The sequence below is a fragment of the Kitasatospora sp. NPDC101155 genome, assembly GCF_044768305.1.
GTDB lineage: Bacteria > Actinomycetota > Actinomycetes > Streptomycetales > Streptomycetaceae > Kitasatospora.
This window is the reverse complement of record NZ_JBIWPN010000010.1, coordinates 43634-63733: the sequence shown is the minus strand read 5'-3', so window position 1 is coordinate 63733 and position 20100 is coordinate 43634. Positions and strand designations below refer to the sequence as shown.

Genomic DNA, 20100 nt, shown 5'->3' with positions numbered 1-20100 from the left:
AGCCGGAACGTTCGCCCAAGGGGGTCAGCCATGACTACTCCGACGGACGCCGTGCTGGAAGCCCTGGAGGTCACCCAGTCCATTCAGAACCTCCAGCACGGCGTCACCCTGATCGCCGGGAAAGTCACTGTGATCCGCGCCTACGTGAACGGCGCGAACGGTCCCGCCACCGGCGTGACCGGCACCGTGACCCTGCTCCGGTCGCCCACCGATCCCCCGATCACCGTTTCCTCGGCCAACACCGTCTCCCTCGACCCGACGGCGCACAAGGACGTGCCCACCCGTCGGGCCGACGCCAACCTGAGCCTCAACTTCATCCTGCCGCCCCCACTGACAGCGGCCGGACCGCTCACCGTGAGCACGGTCTCCCTGACCGACACCCTCACCGGTGCCGCCGTCCCGTGCGACGGGGCGGCCGCCGGCACCACCGTGCGGTTCTGGGACACCCCGCCGCTGCGGGTGCGAGTGCTGGGACTGCGCTACACCATGGGGACCCCGCCGGTCACCTACACCCCGCGCGACATCGACTACAACTTCCTGATCAGCTGGCTCAAGCGCGCCTACCCGGTGGCCGACGTCATCGAGGCGCCGCACGCCATCATCGACGCCACGGCCACCCCGCCCTTCCAGTGCACCGACACCAACGCCCAGCTCGCCGCCATCCGCGCCCTCGACATCAGTGCGGGCGGTGACCGGCGCACCCACTACGTCGGCCAGGTCGCCGACGGCGGGTTCTTCCTGCGCGGGTGCGCGTCCGGTGTACCGGTCACTCCTGATCCCACCACCGTCGCCTCCTCGCCCTGCGGTGCGGCGACCTGGGGCTGGGACTTCGACGGTTCCTACGCCGACTGGTACGGCGGGCACGAACTCGGCCACACCTACGGCCGCAAGCACCCGGGATTCTGCGGCGAGTCGCAGGATGATCTGCAGAACTACCCGTTCCAGAAGGGACAGCTCGCCAACACCCCGGACAGCTTCTGCGGGTTCGACGTGGGCGATCCGCAACTGAACCTGCCGATGGCCGCCAAGCCGGGTGTGGATTGGCACGATGTCATGACCTACTGCAACTTCCAGTGGCCGTGCAGCTATACCTACGAGGGCATCCGCCAGCGGCTGGTGGACGAGGACACCCTCGCCGCCGGAGCCCCGGCGCCGGAAAATGTCCCGGCGGCGGCGCCGATGCGGGCGGGCCCCCGCGAACTGAGAGTCACCACGGTCAGCGGCGGCGGCCGTCCCAACGATCGGTTCCCGAAACTCTCGGTGACCACCGCGCCGGCGCCGGCGCCGCCCGACATGATGGCGATGGGAGCGTCGCCCGGCGGCGGACAACTCGTCAGCGTGGTGGGGACGGTCGACCTCACCAGCCGTAGCGGCACGATCAAGTTCGTCAACCCGGTGCAGGCGGCGGCCGGACAGCCGGCCCAGCCCGGACAGTCAGGCCCAGGCGCGGACGGCGCCGGGCCGGACGGCGAGGTCCCGGTGGTGCTGCGGGTCCAGCAGGCCGGCGGCGGGATGCCGGTCGACTTCCCGGTCACGGTAAAGCTCACGTCGGACCCGGCGCCGGGCCAGGAGCGGACCGGATTGGTCGATGCGGTCGTGCCGATCGGGACCAACCCGGCGTCGGTCGAACTACTGGTCGGCGGGCAGGTGGTGGACACCTTCCGTCCGGCGGACTCGCCCCCGGTGCTACAGGGAGCTCGTCACTCGACTGCGGGCGAAGGCAAGTTCGGGCTGGATCTGGACTTCGGCGCGCCCCCGTTGGCCGGCCACACGTTCGCCACCCAGGTCAGTACGGATGGCGGGCGAATCTGGCACACGGTCGGGGTCGGGCTGAAGGACCCGGCGATCACGGTTGATCGCACCCAGTTCCCGCCCGGGACGGAGGTCAGCGTACGGGTGATCTCGACCAACGGCTTCACCAGCACGACGTCGGACATCGAGAGCTTCCGAGTGTGAAGAGACGAAGAGGCCGGTCAATCCAGCGGATTGACCGGCCTCAACACACCGCTACGCCGGGAAGTCGCCCTCGCGGACGGCTGCCACGAAGGCTTCCCAGGCGGCGGCCGGGAAGACGAGGGCCGGGCCGTGCGGGTCCTTGGAGTCACGTACGGGGACGAGGCCTGGGAATCCGGGGGCCACCTCGATGCAGTTGCCGCCGTTGTTGCCGCTGTAGCTGCTCTTCCGCCAGGCGGCTGCGGCGAACTCGTTGCTCTTCATCTCTGAACCCCTCCAGCGCCTCAGCGATCAGCCGAAGCGAGTCGCTCCCTGACAGGCATTCGCCACGGAACTGATCGTAGCGACGCTGGTGCCTGGCCACGGTGGCGGAATCACCGCTCAGATGCCCTCGATCGAGGCTCTCCGAGTAGACCATGCGCTGCCCGTCCGGCAGCTCCAGCAACACCATAGCCGTGTTGATGAGAGTCCGCTGATTCGAGAACGGTGCCACGTGAATGACAACGTTCCGAAGCTGGGCCACCCGCAGGAGATGCTCCATCTGGCATCTCATTACGTCTGGCCCGCCCACGACTCGGCGGATGGCGCTCTCATCGAGAATGACCAGCAACAACGGCCCGTCGGGCACGAGAAAGCGGCTCTGCCGGCTGAGTCGAGCCCGGGTCAGTTCCTCGATCTCCTCCGAGTTGCCAGCCGCATCGCCAGTATCGAAGAGCGCACGTGCGTACTGCTGGCACTGCAACAGGCCATAAATCGTGCCGTCCTGGTATGCCCGCAGCCCGATGGAGATGGCCTCCACATCCACGTACTCCTGGAACCAGTCCGGGTGCTCGATCGACGCGCTCCAGTCGACCCGGCCGTACAGCCGCATCAACAGGTCACCAGTGTTCAACAGCCGGCCGAGGTCCTCGATTTCCTCGATCGACGGCTTCCGCTTGCCGCTCTCGGTCCGCGAGATCACCGTCCGGTCGCAGTGTCGGAGCTTGCCGAGCTCTTCCTGGGTGTAACCCGCCGCCTCGCGCGCGTACTTGAGCTCCTCGCCGAACATGATCGCGGAGCTCGCCGTCGTCCCCCGCCTGGTCTTCCGCTGTGTCATCACTGCCCCCAGTTGTGCGCCGCACGTCCCGCACGCCGATCTGGCGTCACCGTAGCTCCGCAGCCCCGATGATTGACACCAGAACGCAATCATTTGCATGCGTAGCGTGATTGCGCACTACCGTCGCGCTCCCCCATCCGCCCCCCGAGGTACCCCCATGCTCAAAACCCGCCGCCCCCGCACGTTCGCCGCGCGCCTCGACTCCCGCACGGACTCGACGCCGCTCGCCCGTCACCTCCTCCGCGCGTACCTCTCCGCGCTCCCCACCGGCGACCGCTACTCCGACATCGCCGAGCTCCTCCTCGGCGAGCTGTTCGCCAACGCCGTCCAGCACTCCGACGCCCCCACCGACCGCCTCATCGAGATCCGCTTCGCGCTCATCAACGACCGCCTGCGCCTCGAAGTCCACGACGCCGGCAGCGGCCGCCCCACCCTCCGCCCGACCTCCCCCGACGACGAGCACGGCCGTGGCCTCTTCCTCGTCAACGAGCTCGCCGAGCGCTGGGGTTGCTGCCCCCGAGCGGGCGGGATCGGCAAGTTCGTCTGGGCCCTCGTCGCCCCCGCCCCCGTCCTCCTCGCCGTCTGAAAGCAGCTCCGCCGATGCAACCCCCGCTCCTCACCCTCGCCCGGCACGCCCTCGCCCGAGGCTCCACCCCCGCCGAGGCCTACACCCTCCTCGCCCGCCGCACCGGCAAGCCCCTCCCCTCCGCCCGCGCCGTCTGCCTCGCCCTCGACATCCCCCTCGCCGAAGCCACCCGCCGCCTCAACGACTGCTACGACGCCCTGCTCGCCAACCCGCGCCCCGACTCCGAGGCCGACACCGGCGAACTCCTCGAAGCCCTCGGCGTGTTCGACGTCCCCAAGCAGCTCGACGCCCGCGACCTCACCATCGTCGACCTCTTCCTCACGGCCATCGACGCCATGGGCGGCATCCGAGCCGGCCACCAGCACGGCCTGGCCCGCTGGTTCACCACCGGCAACCTCACCGCCGCCTACCTCTCCCTCGCCGCCGCCCACCCCCTCCCCCGCACCGGCGACCCCACCCGCTACTGGACCACCCTCGTCACCGCCGGCGAACTCCTCACCGCCGCCCCCACCCCCGATCCCCGCATCAAACCCGCCCTCACCCACTGCCGCACCCGCGCCGCCCAGGCCACCACCCCATAGCCCGTGCCGCTCCCCCGCTCTCCGAGCAGCAGGCGGTGGCCGCACTCGCCGGTGCCACTTGGGCGCCGATCCTCGGCGCCGTCGGCTGAGCCGTTGCACTGCCGAAAACCGCTCGCACGACACCGGGCAGAACGTGAGGATCGACCACGGACGTCATGCCCTCGGCAGAGAGGAACCGACATGGTGGGTCCGGTGGAATTGCGGCGGCTGGACGACGACGGGCTTGAGGAACTCCTCGCGGTGGCCGTCGACGACACGGCACCCGAGGAGGTCATGCCCCCCGTGGCCGGTCCAGCGGGCTGGACGGTGGAACGACAAGACGCCTTCCGGAGCTGGCACCGCGCACGACGCCCCGGACTCGCGGGCCCGCTCCGCGAGTCCACCTTCGCGATCATCCACGACGGGACGGTCGTGGGCTCGGCCCGCCTGGCTTTCCGCGACAGTCGTGACGTCCTGGAAACCGGCATGTGGCTCGCCCGCTCGTGGCGCGGACAGGGAATAGGCACCGCCGCCCTCCGCCTGCTCCTCCACGAAGCCGCAGGAGAGGGGGCTCACACCGTCGTCGCGGACACCAAAGCCCACAACGCGGCGGCACTCGCCGCCTTGCGCCGCAACGGTGCAACGTTCACCGCGAGCCGGGACACTGCCGAAGTCCACGCCGAGTTGACGCTGAAGTAGCTGCCATCGCCCTCGCCGCCCAGGCCACCGCTTCCACCTGGACGACGTCGCCTTCGACACGACAACACCCCACACAGCGTGGTCTCCGGCGCGCGCGTCGACTACTTCCTCGACCACCTCTCCTGACCGAGGGCCGATCCCGATGCCTCCCACCTGCCCGGTCAGCTGAAATCGCGATGACTTCCGAGGCGAAGCCGTCTACTGTCCAGCTGATGAACGCCACGGACACCGAGCCCACCGACACACCGGCCGTCATCGTCCGCTGCCAGAACGACCCGACCGCGCGGATCAGGTTCTCCGACCGCTACTCCCCCGACGGGTTCGAAACCGGCTTCGCGGTGGATCTGCACGCCGACGGCCTCCAGGCCCACCTCGACTCGGTCGTCGTCTGGGCCTGGGGTCCCGAACCCCTGGCCGACTTCCTCGACAAGCTCGCCGCCGACTTCCGGGGCTGGGAGGGCGAGCGCACCTGGAGCACCCACCACCTCGCCCTGCGGGCCGTCTTCCGGTCCGGTGGCCACGTCGGCCTCACCTGGACCCTCCAGCCGTGGACCACCCGGGACGACTCCTGGGAGGCCTCGGCCACCACCTGGCTGGAGGGCGGGGAACAGATGACCGCCCTGGCCGCAGAGGTCCGCTGCTTTCTCGACCGTGGCAACACGCCTGGGGCGCCTGCGTGTTCGCGATGAAGCCGGGATTCCTCCCCCTTCCTGTTCTCGGCAGCCGCCGATCTGCTGCTGCACGTCCTGCTCGCGCGCGCCTTCGGAGTGCCCGCCGAACCGGTGCTCAGGTCCTGGGTTCCCGCGGCGCCACTCCCGTCGGCGGAGAACTTCGGTGTCCGGCCGCCGGAGCGCGGCGGTAGACAACCGGCGTAAACAAGATCCTGGACTTCCCCGACCTGCTGCGTCTGATCGAGAGCGACCGCCGCATCCTCGACCAGCTCGTGGCCTGGGACCCGAGCGCGTAGGACACCCCTTGCGGCACCGCGTGGGAAGTCGACACCGTCGACTTCCTACGCGAGGCCCAACGTTCCAACCAAATGGCCGAGTTCGGCACGGAAGAGCTTGTCAGGCGCGAGCGTCTGGGCGCTCAGGTGGCCGTAGACCTCCAGCGCCACCAGGCCGTGCAAGTGCCCCCAGATCCGCAGCGCCAGGGCCACCCCGGCCGGCGGTAGGGCGGGGAACGCCAGGCGGACCTTGCCGAGCAGGCCGGGATCGAAGTCGTCCCAGTCGAACTCGCCGCCACCGTGGGCCGGTTCGGCGCCGGTCCAGGCGGCGTCGGCCAGCGCGGCGATGCCGACGCAGACCCGGCGGGCGGCGTCCGGCGCCGGACCGCCGTCGGGGGCCCGGTAGCCGGGGACGGGGTCGCCGTAGATCAGCCGGAAGCCCTCGGGGTTGGCCAGCGCCCAGTCGCGGAAGGCGTGCGCCCAGGCCTGGATCCGCGCCGCCGGAGTGCCGCCCTGCGCGGACGCCGCCCAGGCGGCGTCGACGGCGTCGGCGAGCGCAGTGTAGACGTCCTCGATGAGGGCGGTGACCAGGTCGTCGCGGGTGGCGAAGTAGCCGTAGATGGCGTTGGCGGTCATGCCCATCTCGCGGGCGATCGCCCGCAGGGTGATCGCGTCGGGGCCGCCGGTGCCCATCAACTCCAGTGCGGTGCGCTTGATCTCGGCGGTCGTCTCGGCTCGCAGCCGCTCGCGTCGTCCGGTGCTTCGGGTGCCTGCCACGGACTCACTGTACAGCGTCACCGACCTGATTGCCGTTCAGAAACTTCACGCCGTATAGTTTTCGCACGGCGTGAGGTAGCTGCCTCGCGCCGCGCATCCGCCATGACCAGCGCATGAATCAAGGGGAGAACCATGCACATCGGCGTCATCGGAGCCACCGGCACCATCGGCAGCCGGGTCGTCACCGAAGCCCTCCAACGCGGCCACCGCGTCACGGCGTTCAGCCGGGACGCCTCCGCGATCACCGACCGGCGGGAGAACCTCGCCTGGGCGAGCATCGACGTCCTGGACGCCAAGAGCATCGAAGCCGCCCTGCCCGGCCTGGACGTCCTGATCAGCGGCTTCCAGCCCGGAAACGCGGCGAAGGACTTCAACGACACCGTCCGGCGCTCGATCGCCGGCCCGACCGTCTACGCCACCGCCGCGCGTGCTCTGCTCAAGGCCCTGGAGAGCCACCCGCGTACCCGACTGATCGTCATTGGTGGCGCCGGCAGCCTGGAAATCGAGCCGGGCGTCGTCCGCGCCGACCACGACGAGCTCATCCACGCCTCGCTCGACGAACTCGGCCTGCCCCGCGAGTACGCCGCCGCCGTGCGCGGCCACCGCGAGGCGCTGAACGTCCTACGCGCCTCGAACCGGCTCTGGACCTACTTCAGCCCCGCCGAGCAGATCGGCCCCGGCGAGCGCACCGGCCGCTTCCGCATCGGCGGCGACCAGCCCGTCCTGGACGCCGACGGCGTGAGCCGGATCTCGGCGGAGGACGCCGCGGTCGCCCTGGTCGACGAGGCCGAACTGCCCCGCTTCGTCCAGCGCCGCTTCACCATCGGCTACTGAACCACCGATACCGGACCGCCGCTGCGCGGGAAGTCGGCCGGTCCGACTTCCCGCGCGGCATCTCACCCAAAGCCCCCGCAAGACCGAGCCCGGAAACCCGCGTGCACCGGCCGATCGGCTCGGGAAGACTACGGAAATGAGCTCCGACGCCATCCCCACACCGCAGGACCGGGCCCTCGGGCACGTCGCCGCGCTGTCCTCCGGCCCGCCGGTGGACCCGACGCTGCGGCTGACCCTCAACTTCCATCCGGACCGCACGGCGAACGGCCGACCGATCCTGGAAGCCCTCGCGGAGGGCGGCGTCTACCTCTCCCAGTTCGTCACCGGGACCAGCAACGGCGGCCTGACCGCCCACCCTGGCGGGGACCGCTGGCGCTGGGAGAGCCGGATCTTCGACGGCGCCTACGACGCCGCGCCTTCCGCCGAGCGGCCCGTCTACGGGGCACTGAACTTCCGCCGCAGACCGGTCGGCGCCGCGCCGCGCTTCGGCTCCGCCCACTTCCGGCTCACCGCCCAGGCGTTGGGACGCACCACCTTCTGCTACCCGGACAGCTTCCTGGAGCCCTCGGACTTCGGCACCGCCGACCGCATGGGGCTGATCGACATCGCTCTGGCGGACCGCCAGGACTACCTCGACGACTACATCGAGGCGCAGGTGCACGGCCCGGTCCGGCTGACCCGCGACGTCGAGGCCCTGGTCCTGGACCCCTGCTACCGGGGCACGGCCGTCGAACGGGCCGCCCGGCTCCTGCCCTGCCCGGTGGAGTGGCACCCCGGGTTCCGACTTACCGTCGACGAGCTGCGCCGTCACCCCGCCTTCCGCGGTCAGGAGTTCGTCGACCTGGGCGCCGCGATCGCCGTCGACGGCGCGCTCGATCCCGCCGTCATCGGTGCTGCCGCCGCCACCGGCGGGCACGACCCGCAGGCGGTCAAGAAGGTCTGGCACTACCTGGCGCGCTTCGGCTCACCCGGGTATTCCTGATCGCTGAGTGACCATCAACTCGCTGCTAAGAGCGGGAGGATGGAGTTAGTCTGTCGAACATGGTTGCAAACTACAAAGAAGAAGTGGCCATGACCGACGCGGAGTTCGTCAGCGGCCCGGCCCTGATCCTCCGGTCCCTCTCCTCCGACCCCGATCGGCCGGCCATCACCACCGCCGACGGCGTGGAGATCACCGCCGGTGAGTTCGCCGCGGCCACCTACCGACTGGCCCACGAACTCATCGCCCGGGGCGTGACCCGGGGCGTGACCGTCTCCCTGCTCGCCGGCAACACCGCCGAGGCACTCAGCGCCCGCTACGCCGTCGGCCTCGCGGGCGCCCGCGTGGTGAGCCTGTACGACGGCATGGGCGCCCCGGTCCTGGCCGAGATCGTCACCAGCGTCGACACCGCCGTCCTGCTGGTGGACGCCGAACGCTACGCGACGGCCCCCGAGTTGCTCGCCCTGGTCGACGTGCCGACGGTCCTCACCCTGGGCCCCGGCCCGGCCTCGATCGGCGAGGACGCCATCGCCGCCTCCGCCCACCGCCCCGCCGAGCAGCCGGACGTCCGGCTCGGCCCGGACGACCACCTGGGCATCCGCCACACCGGCGGCACCACCGGCATCCCCAAGGGCATCCTCAGCCTGCACGGCCCCTACCGGAGCATCTTCGACGCCCCGTACTCCGGCCCCGTCGGCGGTGCGCCGACCCGCTACCTCGCGGCCACCTCGATCGCCCACATGTCCGGGATCTTCACCGACCTGGCGCTCTTCCACGGCGGTTCGGTGGTCATCCAGCGTTCCTTCGAGCCCGGCGACGTCCTGGCGGCCATCGAGCGCGAGCGCATCACCGAGATGTGGGTCCTGCCGCCGCTGCTCTACCGGCTGCTCGACCACCCGGCGATCGGCCGCACCGACCTGTCCAGCATGCGGAACATCATCTACGGGGGCTGCGCCGCCTCGCCGACCCGGATCCGCGAGGCGCTCAAGGTGTTCGGGCCGGTCCTGGCGGGCGGCTACGGGATGTCGGAGGCGCAGTACATCGCCATGCTCGGCCCGCACGAGCACGACCGGGTCGGGCACGGCGGCCAGGTCTCGGTCGGCCGGCCCGTTCCCGGCACCGAGGTGGTGATCCGCTCCGCCGACGGCACCGAACTGCCGATCGGCGAGCAGGGCGAGATCCACGTCCGCTCGGCCACCCTGATGGCCGGGTACTGGAAGCAGCCCGACCTCACCTCCGAGGTGATGCGCGACGGCTGGCTGAACACCGGCGACATCGGCTATCTCGACCAGGACGGCTACCTCTACCTGGCCGACCGGGTCAAGGACAAGATCATCGTGGTCGGCGGGCACGTCTACCCCTCCGAGGTGGAGGACCTGCTGCTCACCCACCCGGCGATCGCCCAGTGCACCGTGTTCGGCGTGCGCGACGCCCAAGAGGCCGAGCACGTCCACGTCGCGGTCGTCCCCGCGCCGGGGCAGCAGCCGGAGCTGGAGGACGTCCGCGCTTTCGTCACCGCGCACAAGGGCCGGATCTACGCACCGGAGGCCCTGCACATGGTCGCCGAGATCCCGCTCACCTCGGTGGGCAAGCCGGACAAGAAGCGGCTGCGCGACTCCTACACGGGCTGACCCCGCCCGGGGCGTTTCCCTCCCCGCCGGAAGAGCGCGGGGAAACGCCCCGGCGCGAGGTCCGGAACCCGCCGGACCGGGCGGGCCGCCGGGCGAACCGGCCCCCGCAGCATCCCGACAGGCCCGCCTGCTGCACCGGACGGGACGCTCACCGAAACCGCGCTGAACCCCGCGCGGATCCTCACCGGATGTCACCCCACCGTGGGGTTTGGCTCAACGAACCACCGCCCGGCTGCCGAGAAGCCAACGGGGGGTGGCGGCGCTGAGGGCCGCCACCCCTCCGCTCGCCGAAGCTCACTCGTCCGGGCCCTCCAGGGACTCCAGGCAGCACCGCACGAAGTCCCGCACCACCGGGTTGTCGTCGTCCACCGGCGCCCAGGCGACCCCGACCCGGCTGGGGCTGACGCCGCTCACCGGCCGGTAGGTGATCCCGGGCCGGGCGTAGAAACGGGCCGTGGACTCGGGGGCGAGAGCAACCCCGTAGCCGTTGGCGATGGCGCTCAGCCAGTCGTCCGGCTGGTCGACCACGGCACCGATCCGGACGGGGTGCCCCTCGCGCTCGTCGGCGGCGGTCCAGTAGTCCCGCCAGGCTCCGGTCTCGGACGGGGCGGCGACGAAGGGCTCGTCCCACAGCTCCCGGAACGGAACCACCTCGTGGGCGGCCAGCGGGTGCGCCGAGGGCAGCGCCACCCAGCGCGGCTCGGTGGACAGTTCGGCCACCCGCAGCCGCTCCTGCCCGGGGAACGGCAGCCGCAGCAGCGCCGCGTCCACGTCCCCCGCCGCCAGGCCGGCCGTCGGGTCCGACCAGGTGGTGGCGTGCCGCATGTCGACCCACCAACCCGGGCGGCGGCGGGTGAACTCGGCGACGATCCGCGGGGTGGCCTCGTTGGCGGCGCTGGCCAGGAAGCCGACCCGCAGGACGCGTTCGGCCCGGCTCGCCGCGGCCCTGGTCTCCCGCAGCGCGGCGTCCCACGCCGCCAGCAGCCCGGGCGCCCGCGCGGCCAGGGTGCGGCCGGCCTCGGTGAGCGCCATCCCGGCCCGGGAGCGGACGAACAGCGGGGTGCCGAGGCCGGTCTCCAGCTGCCGGATCTGCTTGGTCAGCGCGGGCTGGGAGACGTACAGCCGTTCGGCCGCGCGGGTCAGGCTGCCCTCCTCCGCGACGGCGGTGAAGAAGCGCAGCAGCCGGGTGTCCACATCCATTCCATCAGGTTATGGAAGCAGGTATTGGACGCCAAGGCGAGGCGCTGACGAGGCTGGAGGACGAGGAAGCACCCGCGTCAGCACCGAAGGAGTCCCATGTCCACCGCCTACGTGATCGTGGCCGTCGTCGCCATCGTCGCCAACGCCGGAATCGCCGCCGCGGACTTCGCCAAGGCACCCTTCGTCCTAGCCAACTCCGCCGAGGTGAACGTCCAGCCGCAGTGGGTCCCGTGGCTCGCCGCGCTCAAGACCGCCGGGGCCGCCGGCCTGCTGATCGGCCTGGCCGCCTTCCCGCCCCTCGGCACCGCCGCCGCGGTGGGCCTGGTGCTGTTCTACATCGGCGCCGTGATCACCCATGTGCGGACCGGGGTCCTCCACAACATCTACTTCCCCGGCTTCTACCTCGCCCTGGCCGTCGCCACCCTCGCCCTCGCCCTCGCTCACTGAGCCCTCTGGGCCCTCTGGGCTGTCTCGGCTGTCTCGGCTGTCTCGGCTCCCTGGGCCGGCCTGTTACAGCGTCGCGAGGAACTCCCGCACGGCGGCGGCGAGTTCGTCCGCTGCTCTACGTCATGGACCTGGTGGTCCCCTTCCCCAGCCTCGGCCAACGCGCCGCCTGGGACCCGTCCGGCGCCGCCAAGGCCGCCGCCCTCGCTCTCACCGTCGCCGGCTGGATCCTCGCCACCGCCGTCGCGGGCGGCGCGGCCCGGGTGCTGAACCGGGGCGGCTGAGCGGCCGACCTGCACGGGAAGTCGGCCGGGCCGACCTCCCGTGCAACGCCGGTTCCCGTCTCAGGCCGCGCCGAAGTGCCGCTTGGTGTCGGCGATCAGCTTCCTCAGGAACGACGTCCCCGGCAGGTCCGTCAGCGCGGCCGGGCGGGCCAGCAGCGGGTTCGGCTCGTAGGCGAAGGTCCAGGTGAACCGGGTGCCGTGGGCGTGCGGCCGGACCACGTAGTCCTCGCCGAACCGCCGGTACAGCGGGAGGCTGGCCTCCGTGACGCAGAACGAGTGCCGCTCCCCTTCCTCCCACCGCACGAACTCCTCGCGCAGGTGCAGCAGTCCGAGCGCGGTGATCTCCCGCGTCGTGCCGACCCCGTGCGGCGCGGGCGAGGTGTACCGCCCGCCGGCCAGGCCCCGGCACCAGGCCAGTGGCACGTCCCCGGCCAGCCCCCGCCACACCGTCTCCGGCGCCACCGGCAGGTCCATGGTGTACGAGTGCCGGTGCCGCGCGGTCTCGAAGAAGGACGGGTCGAAGCGTTCCAGCGTGAACCAGGCCATCGGGGCTCCTCCTGTAACGGGCGGACGGGCGTTCGGGCCCCCGAAGCTATCCTTCCTCCCGAGGCCGGCCCTGACCGGCCCCGACGGCACCACCGTCCCAGCCGCCGAACTCGCCCGCGCCACCGCGACCACCCTGCACGCGATGCGCTTCGCCAAGGTGGTCACCACGGAGGCCCTGCTCCGGGCCGCTAAGGCCTGAACAGCGGCTCGTACGCGTTGCCCTCCACCGCGTTGAGCAGCGTGTACCGCTCCCCGAGGCCGAACGCGGCCTCCCGCAGCCGCGCCAACGCCTCGGCCACCGTGGGGACTTCGAGCCCGAGCGCGGCCGCCGCCGCGTCCCGGTCGGCGAACAGGTCGGGCTCGTCCTCCAGGTACTGCTCGGCCGCCTCCGCGCTCTCCTCCTCGGTCAGCCGCACGCAGTCCCGCCACCACGGCAGCGCCAACAGCAGCCGGACCATCTCCTCCAGCCCGGCGGCCACCAGCGCCGCACCGCCCTCGGAGTCGGCGTACAGCACGGGCCGCTCGTCGCCGCCCTCCCCGCAGAGGAAGAAGGTGCCGCCCGCACCGCACTTGGCCACCTCCTCCAGGGCCTCCCCGGAGGCGAGCACGACCTCCTCCACGTGCGAGTAGGCGTCGAGGGAGAAGTCCCCCGGCCAGAGCAGGTAGTCGGCGGCGACGGGGGTGGCGCGAAGGCGGTCGAGGAAGGACATGGCGGACACCTTAGGGGGCCGGACGGACACTCAGGCCGCCAGCCGCTCCGTCAGGAACTCCTCCCAGGTGCGCCGCCCGTGCTCGGCCCCGGCCAGGGTGAGGTTCGCCCCCGCCCGGTAGGCGCGCCCGACCTTGCCGGGCACCCGCACCGGCAGCTGCTTGCGGCTGCGCCCCTGCGCCGCCAGGTACCCCCGGGTCAGCTCGCCCATCCCGTACACCCTCGGCCCGGCCAGGTCCGGCACCGCCCCGGCGGGCGCGTCGAGCGCCAACTCGACGAGCCGGGCGGCGACTTCGCGCACGTCCACGGGCTGCCAGCGGACCCCGCCGGGGGCCGGGACGAGCGGCAGCTTCGCCATCTTCTCGACCACGCTGAACGCCAGGTCGTGGAACTGCGCGGCGCGCAGGACCGTGTACGGCAGGCCCGAGCCGGCCACCGCCTCCTCGGCGCCGAGCTTGGCCCGGAAGTAGCCGAGCGGCACCTTGTCCGCGCCGATCACCGAGATGTACACCAGGTGCCGCACCCCGGCCCGCCGCGCGGCCGCGACCAGCCGCCGGGTCGCCTCGTCGTCGCCCTTGGGGCCGCCGGCGAGGTGCAGCACGGTGTCGACGCCCGCGAGCGCCTCGTCCAGCCGGGCGTCCGCCTCGGCCGGGTCGCCGAGCAGGTCGCCGCGCACGTACGCCACACCGTCCTGCGCCGCGCGCTCCCGCCGGCTCAGCACCCGCACCGGCCGGCTGGCCGCGCGCAGCAGCGGTACGACCTGCCGGCCCAGGGTGCCGGTGCCGCCGGTGACCAGTACCGGGTTGTTCGTCACGATCGTCTCCGATTCGTCCCGGGCCGGGAGTTGATCTCCCCGCCGCAGCCGTTGTTGGGTGACTCCTGCTGCCCTGACCCGAGGCGACGAAGGAATGTGACACGGTGGACGAGAAATCTTCCCGGACCGCGCTGTTCGAGGAGCACCGGCCGCATCTGCGCGCGGTCGCGTACCGGATGCTCGGCTCGATCAGCGAGGCCGAGGACGCGCTCCAGGAGGCCTGGCTGCGGTACGACCGCACCGACACCGCCGGGGTGGAGAACCTCGGCGGCTGGCTGACCACGGTGGTCTCCCGGGTCTGCCTGAACCTGCTGCGCGACCGTGCCCAGCGCCGCGAGGAGCCGCTGGTGCCGACCGGGCCGGACGGGGAGACCGGCCCGGAGCGCATCCCGGACCCGCTGCTGCGGCGCGAGGGCGTGGTCGACCCGGAGCAGGAGGTGATGCTCGCGGACTCGGTCGGCCTGGCGCTGATGGTGGTGATGGAGTCGCTGTCGCCCGCCGAGCGGGTCGCCTTCGTGCTGCACGACATGTTCGCGGTGCCGTTCGAGGAGATCGCCCCGCTGATCGAGAGGACGGCGGCCGCGACCCGCCAGCTCGCCAGCCGGGCCCGCCGCAAGGTGCAGGGGCAGGCGCCCGCGCCCGACCCGGACCTGGGCCGCCAGCGCCTCGCCGTGGACGCCTTCTTCGCCGCCGCCCGCAACGGCGACCTGGACGCCCTGGTCGCGGTGCTCGACCCGGACGTGGTGCTGCGCTCGGACGGCGGGGCCGGGCTGGCCCGGCACACCGTGGTGCTCAGCGGCGCCGCGACGGTCGCCGGCCAGGCCGTCCTGTGGGGCAAGCTGTCGCCGTTCGCCCGCCCGGCGCTGGTCAACGGCACCGCCGGCGCGGTGGTCATCGGCGACAACGGCCGGGCGCTGTCGATCATGGCGTTCACCGTCGTGGACGGCGCGATCGCCGCGATCGACGTGATCCTCGACCCGGAGCGGCTGGCCTCCTTCGACCTCTCGGCCTTCCGCGACTAGGACACAGAGAAGGGTGGGAGGGCGCGAAACCCTCCCACCCCACGGCTCAACGGCCGGTCACCGCGCCACCCCGAGGCCCGGCGAACCGTCACCAGCCCTGCTTGTGCGCCCAGTCCGCGAGGTGCCGGGCGCAGTGGTCCACCGACTCCCGCCAGGTGTGCGCCGCGCCGTCCCCGGCCTCGTCGCTGACGTACTTCACCAGCCGCACCGGCACCCCGGCCCGGTGGGCGACGGTGGCGACGGCGTAGCCCTCCATGTCGACCAGGTCCGCGTGCTCGGCCAGCCGCTCGCGGGCGGCCGGGGAGTCGACGAACAGGTCGCCGGTGGCCAGCACCGGGCCGTCGCCCTTGCCGACCATCAGCGGGGCGCCGTAGTTGCGGCCGGTCAGGGTCTGCAGGACCTCGGTGTTCAGGTCGTGCTGGATCACCTGGACCACGTGGTGGATGCCCTCCCAGCCGGGGCGCAGCGCGCCGGCCGTCCCGAGGTTGATCACCTCGCTGGGCTTCTCACCCCGGGCGAGCACGGTGGCCAGGGCCACGGCGGCGTTGACCTTCCCTATCCCGGTGAGCAGCACGGGCAGTCGCTCGTCCAGGTGGGCGGCCTCTTCGCGGACGGCGACGACGAGCAGCGGGCGGTCGGGTGAGATCGTTCCAAGCAGTCGCATGGGGCCCATGGTACGGAGCGGGTCGGCGCCCCACCTCGGGAGCCGCTTGATGGAACCGCGCGGGGCGCCGCCCGCGTCGCACGGGTCGCCACCTCTTAGCGCGAGCCGTACGAGCCGTGCGCCGCTGTACGCCGCCGTGCCGGACGTACGCCACCGCACAAGACGTACCGAACCGTGGGAGAGCGTGCGGAAACCGTGCACGACATGCTCAAGATCGGCGCAAGTCGGGTGTGGCCGGGAGGAGTCACGGCCATACTGCTGCCATCGGTCGGGCCCCGGGTGTCGGGTCCGTACCCAGGGGAGGATGAGGCGGGTGGCAACACCAGTAGGCAACGGCGCGCCCGGCGCCGCGTTCCCGGCGCGGCCGAGCGGTCCACCGGCCGTGCCGGCAGCGGCACCGGCGGCGGTACGAGGCACGGCGCCGCCCGGCCTCCCCGCGCCCACAGCCGGGCCCGGCGCGGCGCCGCCCGCGCAGCGCCCCCGGGCGGGTGCCGTGGAACGCGGCGCGCGCGCCCGGCTGGCCCAGGCCACCCGGACGCCCCCGGGGCGGCTGCGGCTGGCCGGGGTGGTGCTCGCGGTGCTCACGGTGGCCTTCGGCGGGCTCACCGCCTGGCAGTTGGAGAGCAGGGCCTCGGCCGCCGACCGGGTGGTCTCGTACAGCCAGCCGCTCAGCCGGGACGCGGCCGAGATCCACCGCTCGCTGGCGGACGCCGCCACCACCGCGGCCACCGGCTTCCTGCTGGCCGGCACCGAGCCCAAGGACGTCCGGGACCGCTACGAGCAGGATCTCGCCCAGGCCGCCAAGTTGATCGCCCAGGCCGCCGCCCGTACCACGTCAACCTCTCCGGCGCAGGACTCACTCGCCCGGCTGAACCAGCAACTCCCGGTGTACGCCGGCCTGGTGGAAACCGCGCGGGCCGACAACCGGCAGGGCATCCCACTCGGCGGCGCCTACCTGCGGCACGCCTCCGAACAGATGCAGAACGTCCTGCTGCCGGCCGCCGCCGAGCTGAAGGGCTTCGAGGACAAGGAGCTGGCGGACGACTACGCCGGGGCCAAGTCCGTGCCGTGGGGTGCGTACGGCCTGGCGGTGCTCACCCTGGCCGCGCTCGGCTGGGTGCAGCTGACGCTGTTCCGCCGCACCAACCGGGTGTTCAACATCGGCCTGCTGGGCGCCACCGCCGCCGTCCTCGCGGGCGCGCTCTGGCTCACCGTGGCCGGGCTGACCACCAGTTCGGCGCTGGAGCGGAGCGACCACGACGGCGCGACCCCGCTGCGGGCGCTCGACAACGCCCGGGTGGACGTGCTGACCGCCCGGCTGGCGGAGAACCTGCACCTGGTCGCGCGCGGCTCCACCACCAAGTACGCCGACCAGTGGGCGAGCGCCACCAAGCACCTGTCCGGCGACAACGCCAAGGACGTCCCGCTGGAGCGGCGCAGCGGCTCGCTCCCGGAGGCCGTCCGGCTCGCCCCGCCGGCCGCCGCCCAGCCCGTCCGCGAGGCCGCCGCGCAGTACGACGAGTGGCGCCAACGGCACGACAAGGCACGGACCTTGGAGGTCTTCAACGCCGACTACCAGGCCGCGCTGAACGCCACCGTGTCGGCCACCGACGCCACCAGCACGGCGGACGCCGCCTTCAACGCCACCGACAAGGCCCTCGGCCAGGCCGCCGACGCCGAGCAGGCGCAGTTCACCGACGCCGCCAAGGGCACCGCCACGGACCTGCGGCTGGCGGCCGGCGCGGCGGCCGCGCTCGCCCTGGTGGCCGCGGCCGCCGCGCTGCGGGGCCTCGGCCGGCGACTGGCCGAGTACCGGTAAGGGGAACGGACAGATGCGCACCAGAACCGTACGGACCAGGAGCGCCGCGGCGCTGACAGTGCTCGCGGCCTGCGCGACCGTGCTCGGCGGAGGCGGCCCCTCCGGCGCCGCACCGGCCGCCGCGACCGGCGCGCCGCAGGCCGTACAGCAGACGCAGGACCAGTCGGACACCTGCGACATCTACGGCAGCGTGCCGCCGAGCACGGTGGACGGCCTGGCCGTGAAGGCTATCAAGGCCAGGCACAGCCTGGTGATCGGCGTGGACCAGAACAGCTACCGCTGGGGCTCCCGCAATCCGAACACCGGCCAGATCGAGGGCTTCGACATCGACCTGGCCCGGGCCATCGGCACCGCCATCATGGGCAACCAGGGCCAGGTGGTGCTCAAGCCGGTCGCCACCGCCGACCGCGTCGACGCGGTGAAGAACGGCCGGGTCGACCTGATCGTCCGCACCATGACCGTCAACTGCGACCGGATGAAGGACGTGGCCTTCTCCAAGCCGTACTTCAGCATCTCCCAGCGCGTGCTGGTCCCGAAGGCGAGCCCGGCGACCAGCCTCGACGAGGCGATCAACGGCAGGACCGTCTGCGCCGCCAAGGGCTCCACCGCCGCGACCGTGCTGGACGCCAAGAAGACCGCCAAGCAGGTCGTCCCGGTGGACAACCAGCTGGACTGCCTGGTCCTGATGCAGCTCGGCAAGGTCGACGCCACCATGACCGACGACGGCCTGGCGGCCGGTCAGGCGGCGCAGGACCAGACCGTGCGGATCGTCGACGGCGACACCCAGCCCGAGGTGATCGGCGTCGCCATGCTCAAGACCAGCACCGACCTGACAGCCCGGGTCAACCAGGTGCTGGCCGACTACCACGCCGACGGCGACTGGGGGCGCTCGTACGAGCGCTGGCTCAAGCCGTACATGCTCAACGACGCCGAGCACTACTGGCCGGTGCCGCACTGAGGCCCGCGCCGGGGCCGTACCGAGTCGGGTACGGACCAGTGCGGACGCGGGGCGTTGACGCGGTCTTGACGCCCCGCGCCCGCGCCGCCCGAACGGCCACCGGCTAGGGTTCGGGACGATCACCACGGGGAGACCGGTGGTGAACACGGGGGTTGTCGTGGGATCACGCGTCACGAACGTCGGGATCGCACGCGAGGAAGGAAGGACACCGCGGTGGCGGCATCGGCTGGCCCGGTACTGAGCCGGGAGGAGGTGGACCGCGCGCTCGCGCGCCTCGGCGCGGAGCGGGACGCGGTCGAGTCGGCGCTGCTCGCCCTTCAGGACCACCCGGGCCTGCGGCTGCTGGACGGCGCCGAGCTGTCCGGCCGCACCCTGGAGCGCTGGGCCGTCGCCGGCAAGGGCCTGCCGCTGCTCTGGGCGCTGTTCGACCGCTACTCCGAGGCACTGGCCTCGGCTCGCGCCGTACGGGCCCGCAAGGCCAAGCCCGGCGCACCCGAACTCGCCGAGCTCAGCGAGCTGTTGACCGGCGACGCGGTGACCGTTCCGGGCGGCGCGGTGCCGGACGGCCCGCAACTGCTCGGCGCGCCCGCCAAGCTGGTCGAGCGGATCAGCCTGGACGCGCTGATGGCCCGGATGAACTCCTGGTACGCCACCGTGCTGGAGGTGGTCAGCGCCGCCGACGCGGTCTGGTCGGCGCTGCCGGCCCGGATCGACCTGCTGCTGGCCGAACTCCACCGGGTGCGGACCCTGGCCGCCTCGCTCGGCGTCCGGGCCGGCGCCCACCCGCTCGGCGACGACCTCACCGGACTGGAGCGCGACCTCACCGAACTGCGCACCGAGGTCCGCGAGGACCCGCTCGCGCTGTGGCGCCCGGCCCGGGTGCCCGCCCAGCGCGGCACGGTGCCCGAGGGCTCGGCCTTCGCCACCCCCGCCGGGGTGGTCGACACCGAGCGCTTCGACCGGGCCGGGCGGGCGCTGGACGGCGTCCGGCTGGAGCTGGAGAACCTGCTGCGGCTGCGCGACGACGCCGAGGAGCGCCTCCAGGGCGTCGGCGACCTGCTCCAGCGGGCCGACGCCACCCTGGCCGAGGCCCGCCGGGCCCGCGGCGAGGTGCTGGCGAAGATAGCGTCCAGCGACGTCCCGGCGGTGCCCGGCCCGGCCTCGGCGCTGCGCGAACGGATCGTCACCGCGCTGGAGCTGCGCCAGGGCGGGCAGTGGGGCCGACTGGCACCACTGCTGGACGCGCTGGAGGACGCCGCCGCCAAGGAGCTGGCCCGGGCCCGGCACTCGCTCACCGAGGTGACCCAGCCGCTGGCCGTCCGGGCCGAGCTGCGCGGCCGGCTGGACGCCTACAAGGCGATGGCGGCCCGGATGCGGGTCGCCGAGGACCCGGAAGTGATCGAGCGGTACGAGAAGGCGCGCTGGCTGCTGTGGAGCGCGCCCTGCGACCTACGGGCGGCGGCCGCCGCGGTGGCCCGCTTCCAGCAGTCGCTGCGCCCGGCCCAGGCCGAGCAGGAGACACCGCACAACCCGGCCGGCCAGACGCCGGTCGACGGACAGGTACAGGGGGGCTGAGGTT

At 72.5% G+C, this 20100-nt stretch carries 23 protein-coding genes; 15 read left to right on the top strand and 8 right to left on the bottom strand.

Annotated elements, in window-relative coordinates; all coding sequences use genetic code 11:
- Window positions 1-30 precede the first annotated feature (30 nt).
- Window positions 31-1956, top strand: a complete 1926-nt coding sequence (locus ACIRYZ_RS17240) for a hypothetical protein (RefSeq protein WP_402944793.1) — start codon at window positions 31-33, stop codon at window positions 1954-1956.
- 51 nt (window positions 1957-2007) lie between these two features.
- On the opposite strand, the gene ACIRYZ_RS17235 is transcribed toward ACIRYZ_RS17240, so the two are convergent.
- Together ACIRYZ_RS17235 and ACIRYZ_RS17230 are read right to left on the bottom strand one after the other, a co-directional pair.
- Window positions 2008-2139, bottom strand: coding sequence for a DUF397 domain-containing protein (locus tag ACIRYZ_RS17235; RefSeq protein ID WP_402944790.1), 132 nt, complete (start codon window positions 2137-2139; stop codon window positions 2008-2010).
- Window positions 2102-3001, bottom strand: a complete 900-nt coding sequence (locus tag ACIRYZ_RS17230) for a Scr1 family TA system antitoxin-like transcriptional regulator (RefSeq protein WP_402944787.1) — start codon at window positions 2999-3001, stop codon at window positions 2102-2104. Before ACIRYZ_RS17230 ends, ACIRYZ_RS17235 begins: the two co-directional genes overlap by 38 nt.
- 205 nt (window positions 3002-3206) lie before the next feature.
- On the opposite strand from ACIRYZ_RS17230, the gene ACIRYZ_RS17225 reads away from it, so the two are divergent.
- The 4 genes from ACIRYZ_RS17225 to ACIRYZ_RS17210 all read left to right on the top strand — a co-directional run bounded on the left by ACIRYZ_RS17225 (window position 3207) and on the right by ACIRYZ_RS17210 (window position 5583).
- Entirely contained in the window at window positions 3207-3635 is a 429-nt protein-coding gene (locus tag ACIRYZ_RS17225; protein WP_402944785.1) for an ATP-binding protein, read from the top strand.
- Between the two features lie 14 nt (window positions 3636-3649).
- Window positions 3650-4216, top strand: a complete 567-nt coding sequence (locus ACIRYZ_RS17220; RefSeq protein WP_402944782.1) for a hypothetical protein — start codon at window positions 3650-3652, stop codon at window positions 4214-4216.
- 180 nt (window positions 4217-4396) lie between these two features.
- Window positions 4397-4894, top strand: a complete 498-nt coding sequence (locus ACIRYZ_RS17215) for a GNAT family N-acetyltransferase (RefSeq protein ID WP_402944780.1) — start codon at window positions 4397-4399, stop codon at window positions 4892-4894.
- A gap of 212 nt (window positions 4895-5106) precedes the next feature.
- Entirely contained in the window at window positions 5107-5583 is a 477-nt protein-coding gene (locus ACIRYZ_RS17210; protein ID WP_402944777.1) for a DUF6228 family protein, read from the top strand.
- A gap of 323 nt (window positions 5584-5906) precedes the next feature.
- Here ACIRYZ_RS17210 and ACIRYZ_RS17205 read toward each other — a convergent pair whose 3' ends face one another.
- On the bottom strand, window positions 5907-6617 hold the full coding sequence (locus ACIRYZ_RS17205; protein ID WP_402944775.1) for a TetR/AcrR family transcriptional regulator: 711 nt from the start codon (window positions 6615-6617) through the stop codon (window positions 5907-5909).
- A 132-nt stretch (window positions 6618-6749) separates the two neighbouring features.
- On the opposite strand from ACIRYZ_RS17205, the gene ACIRYZ_RS17200 reads away from it, so the two are divergent.
- From ACIRYZ_RS17200 to ACIRYZ_RS17190, 3 genes are all read left to right on the top strand, one after another.
- Complete coding sequence (locus ACIRYZ_RS17200; RefSeq protein WP_402944772.1) at window positions 6750-7451, top strand: NAD(P)-dependent oxidoreductase; 702 nt, start codon at window positions 6750-6752, stop codon at window positions 7449-7451.
- A 136-nt stretch (window positions 7452-7587) separates the two neighbouring features.
- Window positions 7588-8433 (top strand): DUF3626 domain-containing protein, encoded by an 846-nt coding sequence (locus tag ACIRYZ_RS17195; protein WP_402944769.1) that lies wholly within the window; start codon window positions 7588-7590, stop codon window positions 8431-8433.
- A gap of 89 nt (window positions 8434-8522) precedes the next feature.
- On the top strand, window positions 8523-10061 hold the full coding sequence (locus tag ACIRYZ_RS17190) for an AMP-binding protein (protein ID WP_402944766.1): 1539 nt from the start codon (window positions 8523-8525) through the stop codon (window positions 10059-10061).
- 294 nt (window positions 10062-10355) lie between these two features.
- Here ACIRYZ_RS17190 and ACIRYZ_RS17185 read toward each other — a convergent pair whose 3' ends face one another.
- The gene (locus ACIRYZ_RS17185; protein ID WP_402944764.1) at window positions 10356-11261 is read right to left on the bottom strand and encodes a LysR family transcriptional regulator; all 906 of its coding nucleotides are present in this window, start codon (window positions 11259-11261) and stop codon (window positions 10356-10358) included.
- 96 nt (window positions 11262-11357) lie between these two features.
- On the opposite strand from ACIRYZ_RS17185, the gene ACIRYZ_RS17180 reads away from it, so the two are divergent.
- Together ACIRYZ_RS17180 and ACIRYZ_RS17175 are read left to right on the top strand one after the other, a co-directional pair.
- Window positions 11358-11708: a DoxX family protein gene (locus tag ACIRYZ_RS17180; protein ID WP_402944761.1), complete on the top strand. Its 351-nt coding sequence runs from the start codon at window positions 11358-11360 to the stop codon at window positions 11706-11708.
- Between the two features lie 122 nt (window positions 11709-11830).
- Window positions 11831-11989 carry a hypothetical protein gene (locus ACIRYZ_RS17175; protein ID WP_402944758.1) on the top strand — a complete coding sequence of 53 codons (159 nt, stop codon included), beginning with the start codon at window positions 11831-11833 and terminating at the stop codon, window positions 11987-11989.
- 60 nt (window positions 11990-12049) lie between these two features.
- Here the strand turns inward: ACIRYZ_RS17175 and ACIRYZ_RS17170 are convergent, their stop codons facing one another.
- Window positions 12050-12535 (bottom strand): SRPBCC family protein, encoded by a 486-nt coding sequence (locus tag ACIRYZ_RS17170; protein ID WP_402944755.1) that lies wholly within the window; start codon window positions 12533-12535, stop codon window positions 12050-12052.
- On the opposite strand from ACIRYZ_RS17170, the gene ACIRYZ_RS17165 reads away from it, so the two are divergent.
- Window positions 12522-12734: a hypothetical protein gene (locus tag ACIRYZ_RS17165; RefSeq protein WP_402944752.1), complete on the top strand. Its 213-nt coding sequence runs from the start codon at window positions 12522-12524 to the stop codon at window positions 12732-12734. The genes ACIRYZ_RS17170 and ACIRYZ_RS17165 overlap by 14 nt on opposite strands.
- On the opposite strand, the gene ACIRYZ_RS17160 is transcribed toward ACIRYZ_RS17165, so the two are convergent.
- Entirely contained in the window at window positions 12724-13245 is a 522-nt protein-coding gene (locus tag ACIRYZ_RS17160) for a hypothetical protein (protein ID WP_402944749.1), read from the bottom strand. The genes ACIRYZ_RS17165 and ACIRYZ_RS17160 overlap by 11 nt on opposite strands.
- A 30-nt stretch (window positions 13246-13275) precedes the next feature.
- Window positions 13276-14058: an SDR family oxidoreductase gene (locus ACIRYZ_RS17155; RefSeq protein ID WP_402944746.1), complete on the bottom strand. Its 783-nt coding sequence runs from the start codon at window positions 14056-14058 to the stop codon at window positions 13276-13278.
- A gap of 104 nt (window positions 14059-14162) precedes the next feature.
- Between ACIRYZ_RS17155 and ACIRYZ_RS17150 the strand changes: the two genes are divergently transcribed.
- Entirely contained in the window at window positions 14163-15080 is a 918-nt protein-coding gene (locus ACIRYZ_RS17150) for a sigma-70 family RNA polymerase sigma factor (RefSeq protein WP_402944743.1), read from the top strand.
- Between the two features lie 88 nt (window positions 15081-15168).
- Here ACIRYZ_RS17150 and ACIRYZ_RS17145 read toward each other — a convergent pair whose 3' ends face one another.
- Window positions 15169-15744 carry a nucleosidase gene (locus ACIRYZ_RS17145; RefSeq protein WP_402944741.1) on the bottom strand — a complete coding sequence of 192 codons (576 nt, stop codon included), beginning with the start codon at window positions 15742-15744 and terminating at the stop codon, window positions 15169-15171.
- A 313-nt stretch (window positions 15745-16057) separates the two neighbouring features.
- Here ACIRYZ_RS17145 and ACIRYZ_RS17140 point away from each other — a divergent pair, with 313 nt between their 5' ends.
- The 3 genes from ACIRYZ_RS17140 to ACIRYZ_RS17130 all read left to right on the top strand — a co-directional run bounded on the left by ACIRYZ_RS17140 (window position 16058) and on the right by ACIRYZ_RS17130 (window position 20096).
- Window positions 16058-17563, top strand: a complete 1506-nt coding sequence (locus ACIRYZ_RS17140; protein ID WP_402944739.1) for a hypothetical protein — start codon at window positions 16058-16060, stop codon at window positions 17561-17563.
- Between the two features lie 13 nt (window positions 17564-17576).
- The gene (locus ACIRYZ_RS17135) at window positions 17577-18521 is read left to right on the top strand and encodes a glutamate ABC transporter substrate-binding protein (RefSeq protein WP_402944737.1); all 945 of its coding nucleotides are present in this window, start codon (window positions 17577-17579) and stop codon (window positions 18519-18521) included.
- A gap of 213 nt (window positions 18522-18734) precedes the next feature.
- Window positions 18735-20096, top strand: a complete 1362-nt coding sequence (locus ACIRYZ_RS17130; RefSeq protein WP_402944734.1) for a hypothetical protein — start codon at window positions 18735-18737, stop codon at window positions 20094-20096.
- The last annotated feature ends 4 nt before the right edge of the window (window positions 20097-20100 follow it).